Annotated in this window: 1 protein-coding gene; it reads left to right on the top strand. The window is 55.0% G+C overall.

The features are described 5' to 3' along the window. The first annotated feature begins 227 nt into the window (after positions 1-227). A complete protein-coding gene (locus AC1DWI_RS24295) occupies positions 228-905 on the top strand; it encodes a DUF1444 domain-containing protein (protein WP_477671182.1) in 678 nt (225 codons plus the stop codon). The last annotated feature ends 125 nt before the right edge of the window (positions 906-1,030 follow it).

Genomic DNA, 1,030 nt, shown 5'->3' with positions numbered 1-1,030 from the left:
CAGCGGACCGGTGATTAAAGACGGGGAAACGATAGGCGCTTCACCAGCGTTGAACATCAGGGTTCACCAGGGACCGTCCTACTGGCGGGAAGGTGTCACAGTCTACAGAGTGACGTACCCAAAAGAATGATTTGATGTCCGGATTAGATTGCAAGCGCCAGGCTATACCGCAGGGTTTGCGGCATACATTACATTCGGCGTCACTATCTAACTTTGCGTACCCAGTCATGATTCGAAAACTCCTGTCACTTCTCATCTCCTTTGCCGCATCTTCCGTCGCTTTCGCACAACCGGCTCAGTCGTTCGACAACAGCTCCTCGAACCTCATGGTGGTGTTACGGGAGTCTGTTGGTTCGAACAGGCAGGACGAATCGCTGGTGCCAATGGGTAAAACCAAGGTCAAGCTTGCGGACGGCAAGGAAATCGAAATCGAAACGGGATGGTACTCGTACATCGGAGACATGCACGTTCGTTTTGTCTTCGATACACCCACGTCAATGCCGAACGCCTCTCCGAAAGACCTGGAGCGCTTGAGGCTCACGCCGGAGGCCGCGCTCGAGCTTGCGGTCAGCAACATCAAGCGTGTGTATGGAGAGCCCAAGGCGACTCCCTGGAACGATCTCATGCAGGTCAAGGGAACGTCGCCCGATCTCGACAGCAGCTATTTCCTCGACCGGGAGTTTTGGCTGGGTCTGCTCAAACAACATCCTGAAGGTGTTGTTGCCCTCGTTGCGAAGCGTGGTGGGTTACTCTACTCACCCTTGTCGGACCAAAAGGCCGTCGAGGGAATGCGAAAGGGAGTTGAGTATTTGCACTCCAGCAGCGAACGTCTTCGTGTCTCTTCTGCGCTGTATCTTTTCAAGGACGGAAAGTGGTCAGTCTTCCAGGCTCCAGTGGCGAGGTAGTGGAGCGCCGCGTGACGCCTAACCCTTTCAGCGGGAGGGCGTTCAACATTGGGCTTCGCCTGCTGTCGGCCGCCTCTCATGTCAAACGTTAAGCCGCATGAAACGCTTTACCATCACCCTCATCC

It is taken from the genome of Polaromonas sp. P3_C2 (assembly GCF_056402675.1).
Note: the sequence above shows the minus strand (reverse complement) of the source record. Positions and strands in the feature narration are given on the sequence as shown.